Annotated in this window: 10 protein-coding genes; 3 read left to right on the forward strand and 7 right to left on the reverse strand. The window is 75.3% G+C overall.

Annotation, left to right across the window (positions count from 1 at the left end; all coding sequences use genetic code 11):
• Positions 1-18 precede the first annotated feature (18 nt).
• The 7 genes from QSK03_RS12365 to QSK03_RS12395 form a co-directional block, all read right to left on the reverse strand.
• A complete protein-coding gene (locus QSK03_RS12365) occupies positions 19-2,145 on the reverse strand; it encodes an Hsp70 family protein (RefSeq protein ID WP_285652202.1) in 2,127 nt (708 codons plus the stop codon).
• Positions 2,146-2,250: 105 nt separating this feature from the next.
• Positions 2,251-4,038, reverse strand: coding sequence for a dynamin family protein (locus tag QSK03_RS12370; RefSeq protein ID WP_285652205.1), 1,788 nt, complete (start codon positions 4,036-4,038; stop codon positions 2,251-2,253).
• Entirely contained in the window at positions 4,035-6,371 is a 2,337-nt protein-coding gene (locus QSK03_RS12375) for a dynamin family protein (RefSeq protein WP_285652208.1), read from the reverse strand. Before QSK03_RS12375 ends, QSK03_RS12370 begins: the two co-directional genes overlap by 4 nt.
• On the reverse strand, positions 6,368-6,574 hold the full coding sequence (locus tag QSK03_RS12380) for a hypothetical protein (protein WP_285652210.1): 207 nt from the start codon (positions 6,572-6,574) through the stop codon (positions 6,368-6,370). The genes QSK03_RS12375 and QSK03_RS12380 overlap by 4 nt, the downstream gene beginning before the upstream one ends.
• An 88-nt stretch (positions 6,575-6,662) precedes the next feature.
• Complete coding sequence (locus QSK03_RS12385; protein WP_285652212.1) at positions 6,663-8,807, reverse strand: hypothetical protein; 2,145 nt, start codon at positions 8,805-8,807, stop codon at positions 6,663-6,665.
• 244 nt (positions 8,808-9,051) lie between these two features.
• Positions 9,052-9,309, reverse strand: coding sequence for a hypothetical protein (locus QSK03_RS12390; RefSeq protein ID WP_285652215.1), 258 nt, complete (start codon positions 9,307-9,309; stop codon positions 9,052-9,054).
• 88 nt (positions 9,310-9,397) lie between these two features.
• Positions 9,398-10,603: a lysylphosphatidylglycerol synthase transmembrane domain-containing protein gene (locus QSK03_RS12395; RefSeq protein WP_285652218.1), complete on the reverse strand. Its 1,206-nt coding sequence runs from the start codon at positions 10,601-10,603 to the stop codon at positions 9,398-9,400.
• A gap of 223 nt (positions 10,604-10,826) precedes the next feature.
• Here QSK03_RS12395 and QSK03_RS12400 point away from each other — a divergent pair, with 223 nt between their 5' ends.
• Genes QSK03_RS12400 through QSK03_RS12410 form a run of 3 tightly spaced genes read left to right on the forward strand, consistent with a single transcriptional unit; the run spans position 10,827 to position 14,289 of the window.
• Positions 10,827-11,888: a hypothetical protein gene (locus QSK03_RS12400; RefSeq protein ID WP_285652220.1), complete on the forward strand. Its 1,062-nt coding sequence runs from the start codon at positions 10,827-10,829 to the stop codon at positions 11,886-11,888.
• A gap of 17 nt (positions 11,889-11,905) precedes the next feature.
• Positions 11,906-12,793 carry a hydroxymethylglutaryl-CoA lyase gene (locus tag QSK03_RS12405; RefSeq protein ID WP_285652222.1) on the forward strand — a complete coding sequence of 296 codons (888 nt, stop codon included), beginning with the start codon at positions 11,906-11,908 and terminating at the stop codon, positions 12,791-12,793.
• 23 nt (positions 12,794-12,816) lie between these two features.
• Positions 12,817-14,289 (forward strand): aldehyde dehydrogenase, encoded by a 1,473-nt coding sequence (locus tag QSK03_RS12410; protein ID WP_285652224.1) that lies wholly within the window; start codon positions 12,817-12,819, stop codon positions 14,287-14,289.
• Positions 14,290-14,300 lie beyond the last annotated feature (11 nt).

A 14,300-nucleotide genomic window follows, 5' to 3' on the forward strand; every position in this document is an offset into this window, starting at 1 on the left:
CGCTCGGGGCGGGGCCGCTCAGGGGGTCGCCGCCCCGCCGTCGCTGCCCGAACCGGGCGTCGCCTCGCAGCAGCCGCCCGTCGTGCCGGTGCCGGTGCTCGTGCCGGTGCCGCCGTCGGTGGTGCCGGAGCTGTGGTGGGACGTCGTCGTGGTCGTCGTCCACCGGCCGCCGCCACCGCCCGAGCCCCCGGAACCCCCCGCGCCGCCGTTCGCGGTGCGTCCGCTCCCGCCCGGGGTCCCGCCGGAGTTGTCCTGGGTCGGCGGCGCGGCGGTCGTCGTCGGCAACGGCTCGGGGGACACGACCTGCGACGGCGTCGGGGTCGGCGCGGGCGGGGTCGAGGACGCGAGGGCGCGGTAGGCGAACGTCCCGCCGCCGGCGAGCAGCGCGACCAGCAGGACCGCCGTCAGGACCAGGGGCATCCGGCGGCGCGGGCGCCCGATCGGGGCCTCCTCCCCGGCGCCGTTCGTGCCGTGTCGGTCCCCGTCGCCCAGCGGCGGCGGGGGCGCCCCGTGGGCCGCGGACGCCGCGGACGCCGCCGCGCCGCTGTACATCGCCGCGGTGCCCGTCGGTCCCCGTCCGGCCTGCCGGGCCGGGTCCGCGTGGGTCGGGGCGACCTGGGTCGGGCCGGTGTGGGTCGGCGCCACCTGGGTCGGGCCGGTGTGGGTCGGGGCGACCTGGGTCGGTGCGGCGTGGGGCTGGGCCACGGTCTGCCCGGTGTGCGGACCCTGGCCGCCCGCGGTGGTGCGGGTCGTCGGCGTGTACGTCGTCGACGCGGGCGCGCGCCCGGAGGGCGAGAACGCCGACGACGCGGCCGCCCCGGTGCGCGTCTTCGGGGTGTAGGTCGTCGACGTCCGGCCCGTCGGGGTGCCGCCCGTCGACGGTCCCCGGGTCGACGCGACCGTCGGGATCATCCCGGAGCTCGGGCCCGATGCCTGGCGCGGTGTCGCCGCGCCGGTGCCGATCCGGACGCCGCCCGACGGGGTGCGGGGACTGACCGGAGGGATCGGCGTGCGGTAGGGCGCGCCCGAGCTCGGGAACACCGAGGTGTGCGCGGGGCTCGGGGCACCGGGGCCCGCGGCGCGCGCCGGCGGCTCGACCAGCATCGCCGCGCCGAGCACGATCGCGTGCTTGGGGTGCGCGTCGACGGCCGTGGGGCGGCCCATCTCGGCCGACACCATCCGGGCCACCAGCGGGATGCGTGAGGAGCCCCCGACCAGCAGCACCTTGTCGAGCTGCTCGGGCTCGACGTCGGCCGAGACCAGCGCCCGCCGGAGCGCGGCGATGGTGGAGGCCACCGAGGGCCGGATCATGTCCTCGAACTCGCCGCGGGTCAGCCGCACCTCGGTCTGCTGCGAGGGCAGCAACACGGGGATGGTGGCGTCGGTGTCCGCCGAGAGCGCCTCCTTGGCGAGCACGCAGTCCTGGCGCAGCCGGACGATCGCGCTGGTCGCCGCCGCGTCGGACGGGTCCAGCGCCGAGACCGCGCCGTCGAGGGTGCGGTCGACGTAGGCGTACACGGCCTCGTCGAAGTCGACGCCGCCCAGGCCCTCGACGCCCTCGGGCTCCCCGAGGATCTCGAACCCGCCGCCGGTGGTGCGCAGGATCGTCGCGTCGAACGTGCCGCCGCCGAGGTCGTAGACCGCGACGGTACTGCCTTCGGCGATGCGCTCGTTGGTCGCGTAGTGCGCCGCGGCCGCCTCCGGCTCGGTGATCATCGCGACGTCGTACAGGCCGGCCAGGCGCGGCACCTGCTCGAACAGCTCCCGCTTGTACGGGCCCCAGTTCGCGGGGTATGTCAGGCGCACCGCCGACGGCGGCCCGCCCTCGCGCTCGGAGATCTGGGCGACGACCTCGCGCAGCTGGGCGGCCAGCAGGTCGCCGGCCGAGAACGGCGTGCCGCCCAGCAGCATCGGCGTGGGGTCGCCCAGGCGCCGCTTGACCTCGCGCGCCACGCGGTCGGGCTCGCTGGCCGCGCGGCGGTTGGCGGCGTCACCGGTGAGCACCCCGCCCTCGGCGCGCATGAGGATCACCGACGGCATCGCGGTCGAGCGGTCGCCCAGGGGAGCCATCTCGACGTGCCCCTCGCGCACGACGGCAGCCGCCGTGTACGTGGTGCCGAGATCGACACCCAGCCCGTACGCCACCGGTCCTCCTCGCATCGGTCCGACTGCCCACTCTCGACCCCGCGTTCGGGGGTGTCATGAGCAGCCGGGTACTCACCTCATCGCCGCCGGGCCCTCCGGCGTTGCTCACCCCGCCGGTCGGCCGACCCTCCGAGCCGAGACGAGCAGGCCTTCACAGGTCCGCACGACGGCCCGGGCGGCGTCGCGGACCTCCCGCGGCGACCCCGGGTGCTCGGCGCGGCGCTGCCAGCGGCCCAGCGTCGACTGGGCCGCCCGCGCCACCTCCTCGCCCCGCGCGTCGTCGGGCAGGCCGAGCCGCGCCGGCGGCGCGAGCCCCTCGCCGCCGAGCAGCCGCTCGGCCTCGAACCGCTCCTCGTCGGGCAGCGGGATCGCGCCCGTGTGCAACCGGTCGAGCAGACGGACCTCGACGAACTCGTGCGCGCCGGCGGTGATCTGCTCGATCTCGGTGCGCAGCGACGCCGCCGTGGACACCGGCCAGCGCTTGATCACGCCCTCGAGCACGGTGAGCGCCGACTGCGCGCGCAGGACGTCCGCCCGGCCCGCGAACCGGGTGGTCAGGACCTCGCGCAGCGGCCCCAGCCCGCTCTCGCGCACCAGCTCGCGGGAGAGCTCGCCGGCCGTCGTCACCGTGCCCTCCCGCAGCAGGCGCACCGACCGGCGCACCCCGAACAGCCCGTAGCGATCGAGCAGGAACGCGCGGCGGCGGGCGTCGACGTCAACGTCCGCCTCGGCGGTGGCGAAGCGGGAGGCGCTGAGCAGCAGCCGGTCGGTGTCGGCCTCGGGCGCGGTGGCGAGCCGCCCTAGCGCCCGGAACTCGTCCTCGCGCAGCGTCGCCGCGCTGGCGGCGAGCAGGCCGGCGACCGGCATCACCGTCTGGCACAGGCCGCGCAGGCGCTGGTCCTCGCGGTAGCGCGCCGCGATCGTCGCGGCGCTCTCCAGCGCGTCGGGGCGGGCGTGGCCCACCTCGTCGGCCCGCGCCAGCACGCCGACCGCGTTGATCGCGCGGCGTTCGCCGGGGTCGTCACGGAACGCCTCGAGGAACCGCATGTCCGAGGCGTGCACGTGCCGCATCAGGTAGACGACGGCGTCGGCCTCGGAGATCCCGCCCGCGCCGGGGGCCAGGGCGGCCTCCGTGCGCCGGGAGAGCTCGGCCGACAGCGAGTCGAGACCGGGGGTGTCGACGAGGGTCATCGACCGGAGCGCCTGCGACGGCCAGTCCACGAGCAGGCGGTCGACGTCGTCGGCCCCCAGCCGGCCGAGGTCGATGTCGAGCAGCCCGCCGGTCGGCCCCGGCGGGAGCTGGCGCGCCGAACCGTCGCGCAGCAGCGCCTGCACGCGGTAGGTGTGGCCGTCGCGGAACCAGGTGACGATCCGCGTGCACTCCCCCGCGTCGGTCGCCGCGAGCTCCTGCCCGACGAGGGCGTTGAGCAGCGTCGACTTGCCGGCCTTGAGGCGGCCGGCGATCGCGACCCGCAGCGGCTCGTCGAGGCGCCGGGTGGCGCGCTCGAGCACGGGCGCCGCCGGCGCGCCGCGGTACAGCGGCGCCACCTTCGCCATGAGCGCGCGGACGCGGTGCAGCAGCGGCGAGTCCGGCGGCGGAGCGTCCGGCGACCACGGCCGGCCGGCGGGCCCCGGCGGGGCGTTGCGGGGCGCGGCCCCCGGTGGTCCGGTGCGCGGGTGGCCGCCGCCCGGCGGCGGGATCGGCGGGCCCGGCCGCGGCCCCTGCGGCCCCGGCGGACCGTGGGGTCGCGGCCCTCCCGGAGGTCCCGGGGGGACCGGCGGGAAGCCGCGCGCGGGCGTGCCCTGCGGTGGCCGCCCGGGCGGCGGGGGCTGGTGCCGGGGCGGCGGCGGGAACCCGCCGGGCGGACGGGGCGGGCCCGAGCGGCCGCTCACGAGGCCCTCGACCCGGCGGGTGCCGGCGCGGTGCGACGCAGGTGCTCGCTGAGGTCGTCGACGCGGGCCCGGACCAACCGGAGCGACTCCAGGTCCTGCTCGATGCGCTCGCGCGCGCCGGTGTCGGTCTTGCCCGCCTGGACCGCGGTCTGCGCCGCGGTCATCGCCGCCGTCGCGGCGCGCTGCAGCTCGCCCACCCGCTCCGTCCACGCGGCCCGCAGCTCCCGCTGCACGTGCCGGATCGCGTCACGGGAGTCCTTGCCCACCTGGTTGATGAAGTCGTCGGTGTACTTGCGGACGCCGGACTTGGCGTCGTTGCGCCGCTTCTCGAGGGCCTTCTTGCGCTCCTCCTTGATCCCGAACCCGCCGAGGACGGCACCGAGGACGAGCCCCGCGGCCATCGGGATACCGAGACCGGCCATGTTGGAGATCATCGTCAGCATCACGACCCCGCCGAAGACCTTCTGCAGGATCGGCAGCTTGATGCTCTGCCGCAGCCCGGACGGCGCGAACTCGACGTCGAGCCGCATCTGCGCCATGACGTCGGCGGGCGCGTCCACGCTCCGCGCGGTGATGCGGGACTCCGCCATGTCGAGCTGCTGCTCGACGTTCATCGCCACGTCCTTGGCCCGCCGGACGAACAGCGCGTAGTTCTCCATCGCCTCGGCCGCGAGCCGCCGACGCAGCCAGTCGGTGAACTCCTCCCAGTTCTTCGCCGGGTCGCCGGCCTCGATGGCCTCGTCGGCCTCCTTCTGCACCGCCCGGGCCCTGGTCCGCAGGTCGAAGTCGGTGTCGGCGGAGATGTCGGCGAAGCCGTCGGTCAGCACCGACTGCCACTTCGTGCCCTTGTCCCGCAGGCCGTCCGCGCGCTGCTTGGCCGCGGCGAGCTCGGCGACCAGCGCCTCGTGGCGGGCCGGGTCGACGAGCGCGTCGCGACGCGCCCGCGCCGTGGACTCGAGCTGGGCCAGCGCCGACGTCACCTGGATCATCACCGACCGCCCGGCGATGTGCGCCGCCTCCTCGCGCACGCGCTGCAGCCGGGCCAGGAGCTCGGGCGCGCCGGACTCCGCCTCGAGCTCGGCGTCACCGGCCTCGGTCGCGATCCGGCGCAGCTCCGAGGAGAACGGATAGGTCTCGATCCGGACGCCCGCGTGGTGCAGGTGCGACTGGTTGCGCTCCAGGATGCGCCGCCAGTGCGGGGTGAGGTCCGTCTTGGTCAGCACCATGATGACGGTCGGGCAGAGGTCCACGACCGCGTGCAGGAAGCGGACCTCGTTGTCGGTCAGCTCGCGCGAGGCGTCGCTGACGAACAGGCACGCGTGCGAGCGCGGCAGGTCCGCGACGGCGCTCTGGTTCACGCCGCCGAGGCCGCCGACGCCGGGGGTGTCGACGAGCACCAGGCCCTCGGCGAGCAGCGGACGGTTGATGCCGACCGACACCGACACGAGCCGGCGGGCGTTGCCGGGGTTGCCGGCCTCGGAGGCGTAGGAGGGCACCTCCTCCGGGGTGATCGTCTCGGTCCAGCCGGCGCCCTTCGACCCGGGCAGCGCCTCGAAGTGCGCGCTCGCCGTCGGCGACGCGGCGTGCCGCACCTCCGTGGGCACCGCCGTCGCGATGTCGTCGTCGACCGGGCAGACCGCGGCCTCGACGAGGGCGTTGACCAGCGAGCTCTTGCCCTGCTTGAACTCACCGACCACGGGGATGCGGATCGCGTTGTCGGTGAGCAGCTTCTTGGCGACACGGAGCCGCGCCACGAGGTCCTCGCGCTCGTAGGCGGTCGCCGCCTTGATCGTCATGTCGACCGTGTCGCCGGCGTGCTTGCTCGCCGCGCTGGGGGCCTTGGCGGCGGGCGCCCTGGCCGGCGCGGCCTTGGGGGGTGCGGCGACCTTCGGTGGCGCGGCCACCTGGGGCGCCGGAGTGGCGGCCTGGCGCGCGGCCGCCTGCTCCGCCGCCTTCTGCTCGGCCGCCTTCTGCTCGGCCGCCTTCTGCTCGGCGGCTTTCTGCTCGGCGGCCTTCTGCTCGGCGGCCTTCTGCTCGGCCGCCTTCCGCGCGGCGGCCGCCGCCTCCACGGCCTGCTGCTCGGCGGCCTCCAGCTCGGCCGCCTTCTGCTCGGCGGCCTGCTGGGCGGCCTTGCGCCGGGCCGCGTCGGCTTCGCGAGCCTTCTTCGCCGCCTCGGCGCGTGCCAGCGCCGCGGCGCGCGCCTTCTCGGCCTTCTCCTCGACGGCGCGGGCCTCGGCGACCCTGTCCGACGGCGCGGCCGGCGCGGCGGCCGCGCGCTCGGGCGGGCTCTCGGCCGGCTCGCCGGAGGACGCCGGCCAGGGCTGGGTGCTCATGGTGTCGCTCCGTCGTGGCTCTCGGGGCCCGGCCGGAAGATCGAGCGGCCGGACGGGTCGTGCCCCGTCGTGGGGTCCGTGACCGCGACGGGCTCGACGACGGTCAGCGCATCGGGCTGCTCGAAGTCGGCGGCGTCGTCACGGAAGATCGACTTCCGCGGGCGTGGGCCGAGCGGACGGCCCTCGGTGCCGGCGTGGGTCACCGGTTCCTCCTCGCAAGGGGCACGACAGGAGACGGGGTGGCCCCGGCCGGGGAGATCCCGGCCGGGGCCACCGTCGAGCGGTCACGGATCAGTGCATGCCGACCATGCCGTGGTCACCGGAGGAGTCGCTGCCGCTGTCCTCGTGGCCACCACCGCTGTCGCCGCCGCTGTCGTGGCTCGAGGAGCCCGAGTCGTGGTGCTCGGCCGCGACGGTCTCGTGCACCGGCTCGGGCTCCGGCTCGGGCTGGTGCTGCGGGGTGTCGTCCGACAGCTCCTCCTCGGGCTGCTCCTGGCTGCCCGCGCCCGAGCCGTCCTGGCCGTCGGCACCCGTGCCGGCCGTCTGCACGTCCGGCGTCGTGCTGGGGCCGTGGAACACGGGCCCGCTGTCGCCGCCCTCGTCGGGCGAGCCGTCCGACCCGTCGGGCTGGCCGGTCGACGAGCCGCCGGCGTCCGTGCCGTCGTCGGTCGGCTCGGTCGGGCCGGTGCCACCGGTCGGGTCGGTCCCACCGGTCGGGTCCGTGCCGCCCGTCGGGTCGGGCGTCCCCGGGTCCGTGCCGCCCGTCGGGTCGGGCGTCCCCGGGTCCGTGCCACCGGTCGGGTCCGGCGTGCCCGGGTCCGTGCCACCGGTCGGGTCCGGCGTGCCCGGGTCCGTGCCACCGGTCGGGTCCGGCGTCCCGGGGTCCGTCCCACCGGTCGGGTCCGGGCCTGGGTCCGGCGTGCCCGGGTCCGTGCCGCCCGTCGGGTCCGGCGTGCCCGGGTCGGTCGTCCCGCCCGTCGGGTCCGTCGGGTCCGGCGTGCCCGGGTCGGTCGTGCCTCCCGTCGGGTCCGTCGGGTCCGGCGTGCCGGGGTCGGTCGTCCCACCGGTCGGGTCCGTCGGGTCGGTCGTACCGCCCGTCGGGTCGGTCATGCCACCGGTCGGGTCCGTCGGGTCGGTGGTGCCGCCCGTCGGGTCCGTCGGGTCGGTCGGCGGCGTCTCGGGCGTGGTGGTGTCCACCGGCGGCTGGCCGTCGTGGTCACCCGTGGGCGGCTCCTGGGTCGGCTCCGGGACCTCGGGCTGCGAGTCGTCCGGGGTGTACGGCCCGTTCGGGTCGTAGTCGTCGCCGCCGGTGTTCTCGGTGGGGTGCCAGCCGCTCGGGTTGTGCTCGGGGTTGTAGCCGTGGGGGTAGTACACGGGGTGCCAGCAGTAGGGCTGGTACACGGGGTTCCAGCAGTACGGCTGTGCGGTCGGGTGGAAGCAGTACGGCTGGTAGTCGGGGTGGTAGCCGTACGGGTTGTAGTCCGGGTTCCAGCAGTGCGGGTTGTGCTCCGGGTGGAAGCCCCAGGGGTTCTCGTCCGGCTCGTAGCAGTGCGGGTTCTCGGTCGGGTGCCAGCCGCAGGGGTTGTAGTCCGGGTGGTAGCAGTGCGGGTGGTGCTCCGGGTGGTAGCCGGACGGGTTGTACTCGGGGTGCCAGCAGTTCGGCTCGTGCTCGGGGTGGTAGCCGCACGGGTTGTGCGTCGGGTGGTAGCAGTGCGGGTTGTGCTCGGGGTGGTACTCCCACGGGTCACGGGGATACCAGTCGTCGGACAGGTTGTGCGTCTCGCGCCAGTGCTCGAGGTAGTCACAGCTGCCGGGGCAGCCCCAGCCGTGCGACGGGCACCGGTAGTCGTCGTCGGAGCTCTCCGAGTCGTGGCGCGGGTACCAGTCGTCGGGCAGCTGGTGCGACTGGCGCCAGTGCTCGAGGTAGTCGCAGTCCCCGGGGCAGCCCCAGCCGTGCGACGGGCACTCGTAGCCGGAGCTGTCGGAGTCCTGCGAGCTGTCGGAGCCGTCGGAGTCATCCGAGCCGGAGTGGTCGGGGGTCCAGTCGTCGGGCAGCTGGTGCGACTGGCGCCAGTGCTCGAGGTAGTCACAGTCCCCGGGGCAGCCCCAGCCGTGCGCGGGGCACTGGTAGCCGGAGCTCGGGTCCTCGGGGGTCTCGGGGGTCTCGGGGGTCTCCGGGTGCTCGGGGTCCCCGGGGCCCGTGTCGGTCGAGTCGTCTGGGGAGTCCGGCGCGTTCGGGTCGTCCGGGCCGGGGTCGGTACCGCCCGTCGGGTCGGGCGTGCCGGGGGTACCGGGCGTGCCGGGCGTGCCGGGCGTGCCCGGACCGGCACCGCCGGTCGGGTCTCCCGGGGGCGTGTCGGGTCGCCCGTCGCCGTCGGTGTCCGGGGGTGCCGCCGGACCGCCGCTCTGCGGAGCGAGGTTGATCGGAGTACTCATGTCGGTTCCCTTCGGCTCGGGTACGGACCGGGGGTCCGACCGAGGTGCTCGTCGGTGATGGGAACCAGAGTGCGGCGGGCGCCGGCGGTGGTCATGAGCACGCGAGTACTCGACTGCGCTGCCCGTCACAGCGAGGAGTACTCAGGTGATCGGCCCCGACCCGGGCGATTCCGGTGGGGTTGTCCCCCGCGGGCGGGTGGGTGCACCCCACGAGGGGGCCCGGGGTCGGGTTCTCCCCACCCCGCTACTCACCTCCGGTCGGCGGGAGATCGAGGACGGGGGCGGAGACCTGAGCCGAGGCCACGGAGGCGCTCGAGATGCTTCGAAATCCGAAGCACTTCCAGCCACCCCGGGGCCTCACCTCCTCGGCGTCACCGCCGTCAGGCGAGCCGCCACCCCGGCCGGCACGTCCCGGCGCCCGGAAGCCGGCGCTGTCGTCGTAGCGCCGGGCGGCGTCGAGCAGCACGTCGGCGTCGTCGACACCGATGTGCGAGAACCGCACGCGCGGCTTGCCGGGGCCGTCGAGGGCGACGTTGCCGGTGTACGGGCAGCCTCGCGGGGCCAGCGGGCGCGTCGAGCCCGCAGAGTACTCAGAGCCGGCGACGGTGTCCGAGCGCGTCGCGGGTCCCGTCGGCGTCGACGGCGCCCCCGGTCTCGGGGTCGACGGCGGGGATCCGGTCGGTCGGGATGCGGTCCGCGGCGACCCGGTCGTCGCCCTCACGCTCGTCGTCGCGACCGTCGAGCTCGTCGTCGAGGGACGCCGACGGCGTCTCCCGGGCGTGGATGACGAACCACGCGACCCAGCCCGCGGCGGCGACGCCGACGAAGCTGACGAGGCGGTAGAGCAGGACCGCGGCGAGCGCCGGGTGGGACGGCACGCCCCCGGCGACGAGGGCCGCGAGCAGCGCACCGTCGACCAGGCCGAGGCCGCCGGGCAGGAACGCCGCGCTGGAGGCGGCCGTGGCCGCGGCGTACGCGACGAGCACGAGCGCGAGCGTCATGCCCTCGGCGCCCACGGCGGCGCAGCACGCGGCGAGGCAGCCGATGTCGAGCACCCAGTTCGCCAGCGCGGCGGACCCCACGACGGCACGACCCCGCCCGCGCAGCTCGATGAGCTGCAGCGCGGCGATCTGCTCGGAGAGCTCGGCGACCCCGGTGTCACGCGGACGGGACCGCACGCGGTTGACCAGGCGCAGCCCCCACGTGCCCCCCGTGACGAGCAGCCCGGGGCGGCGGGCCACGATCACGACGCCCGCCCCGAGGGCCGCGACGCCCGCGATCTGCAGGATCAGCCAGGGCAGCGAGGTGGGGCGCCCGCCGACGACCAGGGCCGAGCCCAGCGCGATGGCGGCCAGCGCGAGGCTCGCCGCGACGCCGCCGGCGACCATCGTCCAGGTCGTCGCCGGGGCGGTGGCGCCCCAGGCGCGGCGGCGCTTGTAGGTGTAGGCCGTCGAGAGCGCCGCGCCGCCGGGCACGGTGAGGTGCAGGGCGTTGGCGGCGAGCGTGGCGAGGGTGACCGCGCGGAGCGACACGCGGACCGAGGCGGCCACGAGCAGACGGTGGTGCAGTGCCGAGAACGCGATCAGGGACCCGGCCTCGCAGGCGATCGCGACGATCACCCACCACGGGTCGGCGCCGACCAGCGCGGTGCCGGCGGCCTTGACCGTCGGGAACACGATCACGACGCCGGTGGTGATCACGGCGGCGACGACGACGCCCGTGACGATGCGCAGCACGCGCCGGGTGCGGGGCGTCGCGCGCGTCGTGCCGCTCGCGGTGGTCACGATCGCGCTCATCCCTCCAGTGTCCTCCTGCCCGCCCGGTCACCTCCGGGTGACCGGTGGGGCGTCACACCACGCGCGGTGCGATCTGCGGAACACCCGTCCCCGTGACGGGTGATCAGGCCGCCGGGATGACAGCCCGGGACGGCGGGACCATGCTGCCCGACGGGCACCGGGGCGCCGACGCACCCCCGCCCGAGCACGGATCCGCCGATCGCGACCGAGGGAGAGACCGGCCATGACGCGCCGTGTGGACAGCGACCTGCTCCTCGTCGGGAGCCTGCCCGTGGACTCGACCGACGAGGGGTTCCGGGCCGGTGCGGCGTTGTTCGCCGACCGCGTCGCCGCCCTGCCGGACGGGGAGTCCGGTGCCCGGGGCGCCTGGGTCGGCTACGACCGCACCACCCTGCTGGAGCCGCACCCCGACATCCGGGTGATCGCCCCGTCGCCGTCGCCCACCGGACGCGCGCGGCACGCGTACGACACCGCGCGGCTCACCGTCGCCGACGGCGTCGAGCGGCTGCGCTTCGACACGTGGCCCCGGATCACGGAGACGCTCGCGTCGTACGAGCGCTTCACCGCCCTGCGCGACGAGGGCGTGATCCCCGCCCACCTGCGCTTCCAGGTCGGCCTGCCCTTCCCCTCGAGCGTCTTCACCGGCGCCTTCAAGGACAACTACGCCCGTGACTGGGCGATCGTCGGCTCGGCGCTCGAGGACCTCTGGGTGCGGTCGCTCGACGAGCTGCTCACGGTGGTGCCGGCGACGGACCTCGCGGTCCAGTGGGACCTGGCCTACGAGACCCAGGATCTCGAGCGGGTGATCCACTGGACCGAGGGCGACCCCTGGGAGCGCTTCGCCGGCCCGTGGTCGCGCCTCGCCCCGCACGTCCCCGAGGACGTCCTCATGGGCCTGCACCTCTGCTACGGGACCTTCCCCGAGTGGCCCATGTACGAGGCGCGCGACATGGGGCTGATCGTGCGGATGGCCAACCACGCCGTCGCCCACGCCGGTCGCCCGGTGGACTGGATCCACCTCGCGGGTCCCCGCTACCTGCGCAGCGAGGAGGACGCGTTCTTCGCGCCGCTCGCGGACCTCGACGCTCCCGACTCGCGGGTCTTCCTGGGCATCGTCCTGCCGCTCGACGGCATCGACGGCCTGCGACGCCGGCACGCGACGGCCTCGCGTCACCTCGCCGACTTCGGCGTCGCCATGTACTGCGGCATGGGCCGTCAGCGCGGCGAGGACCCCGCGGCGACGATGCGTGATCACGCCGAGACGGTGGCCGCCGTCCGGGGCTGAGGGGCAGGATCGACACCGTGGTCGGGATCGTGGAGGTCAGCCCGCGCGACGGGCTGCAGAACGAACGGGCGCTGCTGGAGACGGGCGCGAAGATCGAGCTCATCGAGCGGGCCACCGCCGCGGGGGCGCGGCGCATCGAGGCCGTGTCGTTCGTGCACCCGAAGCTCGTGCCGGCGATGGCCGACGCCGAGGCGGTGATTGAGGGCCTCCACCGGGCGCAAGGCGTGTCCTACATCGGGCTCGTGCTCAACCGCCGCGGCTACGACCGCGCGGTCCAGGCCGGCGTCGACGAGATCAACGTCGTCGTGCCCGCCTCGGACGGGTTCGCGAAGGCCAACCAGAACTCGACCACGGACGCCCTCACCGACGTGGCCGAGGAGGTGCTGGCCGAGGCCACCGGACGCGACCTCTTCGCCTCATTGACGATCGCGACGTCGTTCGGCTGCCCGTTCGACGGCGAGGTGGACCCGGACCGGGTGGTCGAGGTCGCCCGCCGGGGCGCCGCGGCCGGCGCGAAGGAGATCGCGATCGCGGACACGATCGGGGTGGGCGTGCCCACCCAGGTCCGCACGCTGCTCGACGGCGTCCGCGCGGTCGCCCCGGACGCGCTGATGCGCGCGCACTTCCACAACACCCGCAACACCGGCTTCGCCAACGCCGTCACCGCGCTCGAGTGGGGCGTCGACTGGCTGGACTCCTCGAACGGCGGCATCGGCGGCTGCCCGTTCGCCCCGGCCGCCACCGGCAACATCGCCACCGAGGACCTCGTCTACCTGCTCGACCGGATGGGCCACCCCACCGGCCTCGACCTGGAGGCCCTGCTGCCCATCGCGGGCTTCCTGTCCGACCAGCTCGGCTACACGGTGCCGGCGCTGCTGCCGCGCGCCGGCACCTTTCCTTCCTGACGACCCGAACGGGAGCAGATTCCGTGAGCGAGCTCGAGCAGCTGTCCATGCTGATCGGCGGCAAGCCGACCGGCGCGATCTCGGGGAGGACCTTCGAGTCCGAGAACCCCTACACCGGGCAGTCGTGGGCGTCGATCCCCGACGGCGGCGACGAGGACGTCGACGCCGCCGTGAACGCCGCCCGGGCGGCCCTCGACGGCGAGTGGGGCCAGATGACGGGCTTCGCCCGCGCCGCGTGCCTGCGCCGGCTCGCCGACCTGATCAGCGCGAACGCCGAGCGCCTGGCGCGCCTGGAGGTCAACGACTCCGGCAAGCTCTACCGCGAGATGCTCGGGCAGCTCACCGGCCTCGGGGGCTGGTACCACTACTTCGCCGGGCTCGCGGACAAGATCGAGGGCCAGCAGATCCCCTCGCCGAACCCGAACTACCTGGTCTACACGCGCCGCGAGCCGGTCGGGGTCGTCGCCGCGATCACGCCGTGGAACTCGCCGCTGCTGCTGATGAGCTGGAAGGTCGCGCCGGCGCTCGCCGCCGGCTGCACCGTGGTGATCAAGCCGTCGGAGCACGCGCCGGGCTCGACGCTCGGGTTCGCCGAGCTGATCGCCCAGGCCGGCATCCCCGACGGCGTGGTCAACGTCGTCACCGCGAACTCCGGCGCCGTCGGCGCGCACCTGGCCGCGCACCCCGGCGTCGACAAGGTCGCGTTCACCGGCTCGACGGCGACCGGACGCAAGGTCGCCGCGTCCGCGGCGGAGAACCTCAACCCCGCCACCCTCGAGCTCGGCGGCAAGTCCCCGCAGGTCGTGTTCGCCGACGCCGACCTGCAGGCGGCCGCGAACGGGCTGGTCGCCGGGGTCTTCGCGGCCACCGGGCAGACGTGCATGGCGGGTTCGCGGCTGATCGTGCACGCGGACGTCCACGACGAGCTCGTGCGCCTCGTGGCCGAGCGGGCCTCCCACATCCAGCTCGGAGACCCGTTCGGCGAGGCGACCGAGATGGGCCCGGTGGCCAACAAGATGCAGTACGACAAGGTCGTCGGTTACCTGGAGACCGCGCGCCAGGAGGGCGCCGTCGTCGAGTACGGCGGGTCGTCGGAGGAGTCGCTGGGCGGCTACTTCGTCAAGCCCACCGTGCTCTCGGTGAAGCCGACCGACACGGTGTTCCGCGAGGAGGTGTTCGGCCCCGTGCTCGCGGCGGTGACGTTCACCGACGAGGACGAGGCGATCAAGCTCGCCAACGACACCCCGTACGGCCTGGCCGGCGCGGTGTGGACCAAGGACGTGCACCGCGCCCACCGCGTCGCCGCGAAGATCAAGGCCGGCTCGATCTGGATCAACGCCTACCGCGTGGTCGCGCCGAGCGTGCCCTTCGGCGGCTTCAAGGCCTCCGGCATCGGCCGCGAGAACGGCATCCACGCCATCGACGCGTACCTGGAGAACAAGTCGGTCTGGGTCGAGCTCACCGGCGGCACCCGCGACCCCTTCACGCTGGGCTGACCGTCTTACGT

Origin of the sequence: Actinomycetospora sp. NBRC 106375 (assembly GCF_030269665.1) — a bacterium.
Lineage (GTDB): Bacteria > Actinomycetota > Actinomycetes > Mycobacteriales > Pseudonocardiaceae > Actinomycetospora.

Bases quoted from the DNA above. Each gene is read 5' to 3' on its own strand.
- QSK03_RS12375 (WP_285652208.1), bottom strand. From the start codon at position 6,371: ATGAGCACCCAGCCCTGGCCGGCGTCCTCCGGCGAGCCGGCCGAGAGC.
- QSK03_RS12385 (WP_285652212.1), bottom strand. From the start codon at position 8,807: ATGAGTACTCCGATCAACCTCGCTCCGCAGAGCGGCGGTCCGGCGGCA.
- QSK03_RS12395 (WP_285652218.1), bottom strand. From the start codon at position 10,603: ATGAGCGCGATCGTGACCACCGCGAGCGGCACGACGCGCGCGACGCCC.
- QSK03_RS12400 (WP_285652220.1), top strand. From the start codon at position 10,827: ATGACGCGCCGTGTGGACAGCGACCTGCTCCTCGTCGGGAGCCTGCCC.